Source organism: Streptomyces sp. P5F9, from assembly GCF_057961495.1.
In genome coordinates, this window is sequence record NZ_JBXVPZ010000508.1 from 1 (window position 1) to 6,552 (window position 6,552).

Below are 6,552 nucleotides of genomic sequence, written 5' to 3' on the forward strand. Positions count from 1 at the left end.
CCGCCCTCATCCTCACCGCCCCCGCCTGGGCCCCGTTCATCACCGCGCTCAGGACCCCTGTTGACGAGTCGGGGTTGCTGCGGGCGCCGTAGCCGGTATCGTCGCAGTAGAAGACAAACGAGCCCCCGCCACGGCCGGTATCCGTGACAGGGGCTCCAGCTCACCGGGAGCTCAGTGGGAGGCCCCTAGTGTTTCGAGGGGTCTCCCGCTACCGAGTGAGCCACCAAAGCCACCACCTCCTCACATGCTTGGCCCACTTCTCCGGCAGCAACCGGGTGAGCCGACACATGAGAGTCGGTTTCGGCTTTGCATGACGTCCCACAGGCGCGCCTCCCTACCTAGGGAGGCGGCTTTTTTTGTACCCGGAACCGCCTCGCTTCGGGCCGGGCCCCGAGGGGACGGGGCCCGGAAAAGGGAGGCGCGCCCGGAGGCACGTCACATGACGGATATTACCGTCAACTCACCTGCGCCATGGACCACTTGAGCCGGGCAGCGAAAAGGCGGTCACCCCCGTCGGGGGCAACCGCCTTCAGGTGAGCCTGGGTTGGTCGGTCAGATCAGACCGCCGACCCCGCCTTCCACTGCGCCCAGTCCATGTTCCAGCCGTTGAGGCCGTTGTCCGGGGCCACCGTCTTGTCGCCGGTGTTGGAGATGACGACCACGTCGCCGACCATCGAGTTGTTGTAGAACCACGCCGCCGGCATGTTCTTGTCGCCCGCGCCCTTCACGTCCTGGAGGCCCACGCAGCCGTGGCTCGTGTTGACGGAGCCGAACACCGAGGGCGAGCCCCAGTAGTTGCCGTGGATGAACGTGCCGGAGCTGGTGAGGCGGATGGCGTGGGGGACGTCCTTGATGTCGTACTCGCCCTTGCCGTCGTCATCCGTGAAACCGACCGTCGCACCGTTCATACGCGTCTGCGTGAACTTCTCGGACATCACCATCTGGCCGTTGTACGTGGTGTGTTCGGGCGAACCGGCCGAGATCGGGATCGTCTTGACGACCTTGCCGTCCTGCTCGACCTTCATCTGCTTGGACTTCGCGTCGACGTACGAGACCTGGTTGCGGCCGATGTGGAAGGTGACCGTCTTCTGCTGCACGCCGTAGACCCCGGAGGCGCCCTCTACGCCGTCGAGCGCGAGCTTCAGCGTGACGGTGGAGTTCTCCTTCCAGTAGTCCTCGGGGCGGCAGTCCATGCGCTGGGTGTTGAACCAGTGGCAGACGACTTCCTGGCCGCTGGTGGAGGTGACCGTAATGCCCTTCTGGACGGCCGCCTTGTTCGTGATCGCCTTGTTGAAGTTGATCGACACCGGCATGCCGACGCCGACCGTCGAGCCGTCCTCGGGCGTGAAGTTCCCTATGAAGCTGTTGGCCGGGGAGACCGTGGTGAAGGAGGCGTTCTCGTGGGCGGCGAGCCCGGCGGAGTCCTTCGCGGTGGCCGCGACCTTGTACGTGGTCGAGCGGTCCAGCTGCGCGCTGGGCTTCCAGCTGAGCTTGTCGGCGGAGATGGTGCCCGCGACGGCCTTGCCGTCCGCGGTCGTCATCGTCACGGCCGTGAGCGTGCCCTTGCTGACCGTCACCGCGGCCGAGTTGTTGATGGAGGCGTTGTCCGAACCGTCCGCCGGCGTGATCTTGATCTGCGCCTCGGAGGACTTCTTCGCGGCCGCCTCGTCGGCCTTGGACTGCGAGCTCTGGCTCGCGTCGCTCCCGGAGGACTTGTCGTCGCTGCCGGAACACGCCGTGAGCACGAGCACACCACCGAGCAGTGCGGACGCGGCCACAAGACCCTTGCGCCGCTTACTGTCCGTCATCACACGCTTCTCCATCGTTGCCGAATCCCCGAAAACCCCGAACGCCCCGTTAACCAGTTTCTTAAGAAACCAACGCTACGACTGGTGCGTCCCGTTCCGCTTGTCGCCCACATGTGGGGCACGCCACGTCCACCGTGGCCCGCGGAACCGTATGAGACGACGAAACCCCGGGCAGCCGTTGCCGCCCGGGGTCACATTCTCCCGCGCACGGCTCAGCCGGCCACTGCCACCCCGTCTGCTTCCTCATCGCCGTCGACATCATCCTCGTCGATGTCCCAATCCGGCGAATCCGGGTCGTAGTCGATCTCCTCACTGCTCCACGAGGCCTGGGCCAGCTCGACCCCGGGCATCTCGCTGACCAGGTCGAACGGGTCCACGAGATAGGCGAGGGCCTCGGCGGTGTCTTCCGTCACAGCGGTCTCGGCGTGCCCGCGCTCGTCGCCGGGCAGCTCGGGATCGTCGGCGATCTTGGCCAGCGCGGCCTTGGTCACGGCGTCCTCGTTCTCGACTTCAAGAACGAGTTCGACACGAAGGCGTACAAAACGTGATGTCTCTGGAGTGCTCATGCCGGGAGCGTACGGCCCACAGCTCCCGTGACTTTCCCGCGACCCGCACAGTTCATTAGCATCGCTCCACACGGCCAATTCGCCAGCGCCACAAGGGGATCGATATTCCGTGTCAACCGCTCGCCGAACGATGCTGACCGCCACCGCCGCGGGCACCCTGCTGGGCGCCCTCTGGTTCGTCCCCTCCGCCAACGCGACGGTGACCGACCAGGCCAGAGTGGAGACTTCGGCGACACCTGCCCCGCAGGTCACCCAGCAGGCACGGGTCACCTCGACGGCCGTCACCGCCTCCTCCGAGGGCACCCAACTCGCCGACACCGGCAGCCCGGACACCACGCCGTACATCGTCGGCGGCACGGCGTTCCTCGGCCTCGGCGCCGTTTTCGTGGCGTATTCGGTACGACGGGAACGCCTCGGCTTTTAAGCTGCTTGACGTTCCTTTGACTTAAGCTTCATAGTCCGCTCATGAAGAGATCATCGGGCATACGGCTGTGCGTCACCGTCGCGGTGGGCGCACTGTCGCTGGCCCTCATCACCGGTTGCTCCGACGGCGGTTCGGACAAGGCCGAGAGCAACACCGAGAACGCCGCGCAGGGTTCGGAGAAGAACACCGGCAAGGCGCTCACCGCCGCCGAGTTGAAGAAGCTGATCCTCGCGAAGAGTGATCTCGTCGGCTACGAGGTCGAGCCGGTCGACAAGTCGGTCCCGGCCGCCAAGACCGCTGTCACCGTCGACAAGCAGCAGTGCGAGCCGCTGGCTTGGGCCATGTCCGCGCAGGCGCCGGGTGACGCCGCCTCGGCCACCAACGAGACGGCCACCGAGACGAAGAAGGCCTCCGCCTCTCCCTCCAAGTCCGTGGAGGACATGACCGAGAAGGAGATGGAGGACGCGTTCAACGCCTCGCTGGACCACCCGGTCACCCTCATCGGGCTGTCCTCGTACGACGGCGACGGCGCGGAGAAGGCCTTCAAGTCCGTCTCCGACGGGATCAAGAGCTGCTCCGGCGGCTTCGCCCTCACAGTGGGCAAGGACAGCACGAAATACACCGGGGTCGTCGCCGAGAAGGCCTCCGACACCGGTGACGAATCGGTGGCGTTCGGCGCGAGCAGCGTGATGGAGGACACCGGCGGCCAGAAGGGCACCGTGCACACCGAGGTGGTGCGCCACGGCAGCACCCTCGTCACGTACTACACGGTCAACATCGGCGCCCTGATCGCGAACAAGGCCTACACCGTGCCGTCCGCGGTGATCGACGCACAGTCCGCCAAGCTGAAGTGACGTATGGGGCCCGGCCATTGCCATGGCCGGGCCCCAACTGCCCTACCTCAGCGGCCCGGTGACCTTCTCCACGGCCTCGACCACATGCCCGCCCCGCACGAACGCGTCCGCCGCCGCGAGGTCGGGAGACAGGAAGCGGTCCGGCCCGGGACCCTCGACTCCCGCCGCCCGTACGGCGTCGATGACCGCCCGGGATGCGGGCGCCGGAGCCAGCCCCTCGCGCAGCTCGACGGCGCGCGTCGCGGCGTAGAGCTCGACGGCGATGATCCGGGTGAGGTTGTCGACGGCGGTGCGCAGCTTGCGCGCGGCCGACCAGCCCATGGAGACGTGGTCCTCCTGCATCGCGGAGGACGGGATCGAGTCGGCGGACGCCGGTACGGCCAGCCGCTTCATCTCGCTGACCAGCGCGGCCTGCGTGTACTGGGCGATCATCAGCCCGGAGTCGACACCGGCGTCGTCCGCGAGGAACGGCGGCAGCCCGTGCGAGCGGTTCTTGTCGAGCAGCCGGTCGGTACGGCGCTCGGCGATCGACCCGAGGTCGGCGGCGGCGATGGCGAGGAAGTCGAGGACGTAAGCCACGGGCGCGCCATGGAAGTTGCCGTTGGACTCGACCCGGCCGTCGGGCAGCACAACGGGGTTGTCGACAGCCGACGCCAACTCCCGCTCGGCGACGAGCCGTGCGTGCGCGATGGTGTCCCGCCCGGCGCCGGCGACCTGCGGGGCGCACCGCACCGAGTAGGCGTCCTGGACGCGGGGCGCGCCGTCCTGGTGGTGCCCGGTCAGCTCCGAACCGGCAAGCACGGCAAGCATGTTGGCGGCGCTGGCACCCTGCCCGGGGTGCGGGCGGATGGCGTGCAGCTCGGGCGCGAGGACCTTGTCCGTGCCGAGGAGTGCCTCCAGGGAGAGGGCGGCGGTGACGTCGGCGGACTTGTAGAGCATGTCGAGGTCGGCGAGGGCCATGACCAGCATGCCGAGCATGCCGTCGGTGCCGTTGAGAAGGGCGAGACCCTCCTTCTCACGCAGTTCGACAGGCGCGATCCCCGCTTCCGCGAGCAGCTCACCGGCGGGCCGTACGACCCCGTCCGGGCCCTCGGCGTCGCCCTCGCCCATGAGCGTCAGCGCACAGTGGGAGAGCGGCGCGAGGTCGCCGGAGCAGCCGAGGGAGCCGTACTCGTGGACGACGGGGGTGATCCCGGCGTTCAGCACGTCGGCCATGGTCTGCGCGACCTCGGGCCGTACACCGGTGTGACCGGAGCAGACGGTCTTCAGCCGCAGGAACATCAAGGCCCGCACGACTTCCCGCTCGACGCGCGGCCCCATCCCGGCGGCGTGCGAACGAACGATGTTGCGCTGCAACTGTGCCCGCAGTTCCGGACTGATGTGCCGCGACGCCAACGCCCCGAACCCGGTGCTCACCCCGTACACGGGCTCCGGCTTGGCGGCCAGCGCGTCCACGATCTCCCGTGCCGCGGCGAGCGCCGCGACGGCCTCACGGGAAAGCTCGATCCGGGCGCCTCCACGCGCCACGGCGAGAACGTCGGACGCGGTGACCCCGGACGTCCCCACCACCACAGTGTGCATATCCATATTCAGGAGCGTACGCATTGAATGCGGCGGTGTCACTACCGGGTGCCCGCTTAGACCCTTACAGGTAGGTCACGTCCGCCGCCCCCGGAACCGCCGTCGCTCGGCAGGCATCTCCGGCGTGGGGGAGTCCGCAAGCTGCACCACAGGATCATCCGGCCCGTCCCGCCCGGCGACCACCGGCTTGTCCGCACGGAGGGCCTTCGCGCGGTACTGGGCCGCGTCCGCCAGCCGGAACAGCCGACGGCCGCTGCGCACCGCCCCGATCGGATCCTCCGTCGACGCGACCCCGCACGCGACGCCCTCGCCCAGCTCCAACTCGGCGGCGCGGCGGCACAGTTCGACCGCCGCGTCGACCACCTCGTCGGCGGGCGGGCCGACCGCGAGCAGACAGAACTCGTCGCCGCCGAGCCGCGCGGCGAGCGCGCCGGGCAGCATCGCCCCGCACAGCGACAGCACCGACCCGAAGCGCTCAAGCAGCCGGTCGCCCACGGCATGCCCCCGGGTGTCGTTGACGCGCTTGAGCCCGTTGAGGTCACAGACCACGAGGCTGACCACGACCCCGTCGCGCCGGTGCCGCTCGACCGCCTCGTCGAGCCGTACGTCGACGGCACGGCGGTTGGCGAGCCCGGTGAGCGCGTCCGTGAAGGCGAGCCGCCGCGCCTCCTCCAGCCGCTCGGTCTGCGCGATCCCGGCGGCGACGACGGAGGCCAGCACGGTCGCGAAGTCGGCGTCCTCCCGGCCGAACACCGGCGCGCCGACCGACCGCGCCACGTACAACTCACCCCACGCCCGCCCGTGCAGCACGATCGGGGCGACGACACAGCATCCGCGCCTACGACGCCGTAGGGCGGCCACGCGCTGGTGGCAGTAGCCGGGGCTGCCCGCGGCCGGGCCCTCGGCGGTCTCGACCCAGGCGTTGGGCTCGCCGCCACCGGCCCACCGTTCGTGCAGGAACTCGGTGATCTCCGGGAACTGGTGCACCGGGTAGGTCTCGCCGTCCGGGAACTCCTCCTCGCCCTCGGCGCGCTCCCCCACGTTCGCCAGGACCCGCAGCCGGCCCAGCTCCCGCTCCCACACCGACAGCGCGGCGAAACTCCCGTCCAGGGCCCGGCACGCACCGGCCGCCGCCGCCCGCCAGGACTCACGCGGGGTGTGCGCCGCCGCCATCCCCTGCGCCAGCTCCACCACGGCCGCCAGCCGCCTGTCCTCACCCATCACTCCAGGCTAGGGAGGTTTGCGACATAGCGGGACATTGATGCGGCGAACAGGTGTCGTGAACCTTGGGCTGCCTGCCGGGTGCGGGGAGGAAGGGG

The 6,552-nt window shown here is 69.1% G+C and carries 6 protein-coding genes; 2 read left to right on the forward strand and 4 right to left on the reverse strand.

The genetic code is table 11. The features are described from left to right. Positions 1-557: 557 nt before the first annotated feature. The gene (locus tag AC31A1_RS43915; protein ID WP_489658677.1) at positions 558-1,808 is read right to left on the reverse strand and encodes a L,D-transpeptidase; all 1,251 of its coding nucleotides are present in this window, start codon (positions 1,806-1,808) and stop codon (positions 558-560) included. Positions 1,809-2,020: 212 nt separating this feature from the next. Continuing rightward, a complete protein-coding gene (locus tag AC31A1_RS43920) occupies positions 2,021-2,374 on the reverse strand; it encodes a hypothetical protein (RefSeq protein ID WP_489658678.1) in 354 nt (117 codons plus the stop codon). A 130-nt stretch (positions 2,375-2,504) separates the two neighbouring features. Between AC31A1_RS43920 and AC31A1_RS43925 the strand changes: the two genes are divergently transcribed. Together AC31A1_RS43925 and AC31A1_RS43930 are read left to right on the forward strand one after the other, a co-directional pair. Further along, entirely contained in the window at positions 2,505-2,798 is a 294-nt protein-coding gene (locus AC31A1_RS43925) for a hypothetical protein (protein WP_489658681.1), read from the forward strand. 41 nt (positions 2,799-2,839) lie between these two features. Further along, the gene (locus AC31A1_RS43930) at positions 2,840-3,652 is read left to right on the forward strand and encodes a hypothetical protein (protein ID WP_489658679.1); all 813 of its coding nucleotides are present in this window, start codon (positions 2,840-2,842) and stop codon (positions 3,650-3,652) included. Between the two features lie 42 nt (positions 3,653-3,694). Here AC31A1_RS43930 and hutH read toward each other — a convergent pair whose 3' ends face one another. Then, entirely contained in the window at positions 3,695-5,233 is a 1,539-nt protein-coding gene (hutH, locus tag AC31A1_RS43935) for a histidine ammonia-lyase (RefSeq protein ID WP_489658682.1), read from the reverse strand. Positions 5,234-5,308: 75 nt separating this feature from the next. After that, positions 5,309-6,454: a GGDEF domain-containing protein gene (locus AC31A1_RS43940; RefSeq protein WP_489658680.1), complete on the reverse strand. Its 1,146-nt coding sequence runs from the start codon at positions 6,452-6,454 to the stop codon at positions 5,309-5,311. Positions 6,455-6,552: the final 98 nt, after the last annotated feature.

What these genes read in the sequence shown, in the direction of transcription:
- AC31A1_RS43915 (WP_489658677.1), bottom strand. Translation starts at nt 1,808, where the DNA reads ATGACGGACAGTAAGCGGCGCAAGGGTCTTGTGGCCGCGTCCGCACTG.
- AC31A1_RS43920 (WP_489658678.1), bottom strand. Translation starts at nt 2,374, where the DNA reads ATGAGCACTCCAGAGACATCACGTTTTGTACGCCTTCGTGTCGAACTC.
- AC31A1_RS43925 (WP_489658681.1), top strand. Translation starts at nt 2,505, where the DNA reads ATGCTGACCGCCACCGCCGCGGGCACCCTGCTGGGCGCCCTCTGGTTC.
- AC31A1_RS43930 (WP_489658679.1), top strand. Translation starts at nt 2,840, where the DNA reads ATGAAGAGATCATCGGGCATACGGCTGTGCGTCACCGTCGCGGTGGGC.
- hutH (WP_489658682.1), bottom strand. Translation starts at nt 5,233, where the DNA reads ATGCACACTGTGGTGGTGGGGACGTCCGGGGTCACCGCGTCCGACGTT.
- AC31A1_RS43940 (WP_489658680.1), bottom strand. Translation starts at nt 6,454, where the DNA reads ATGGGTGAGGACAGGCGGCTGGCGGCCGTGGTGGAGCTGGCGCAGGGG.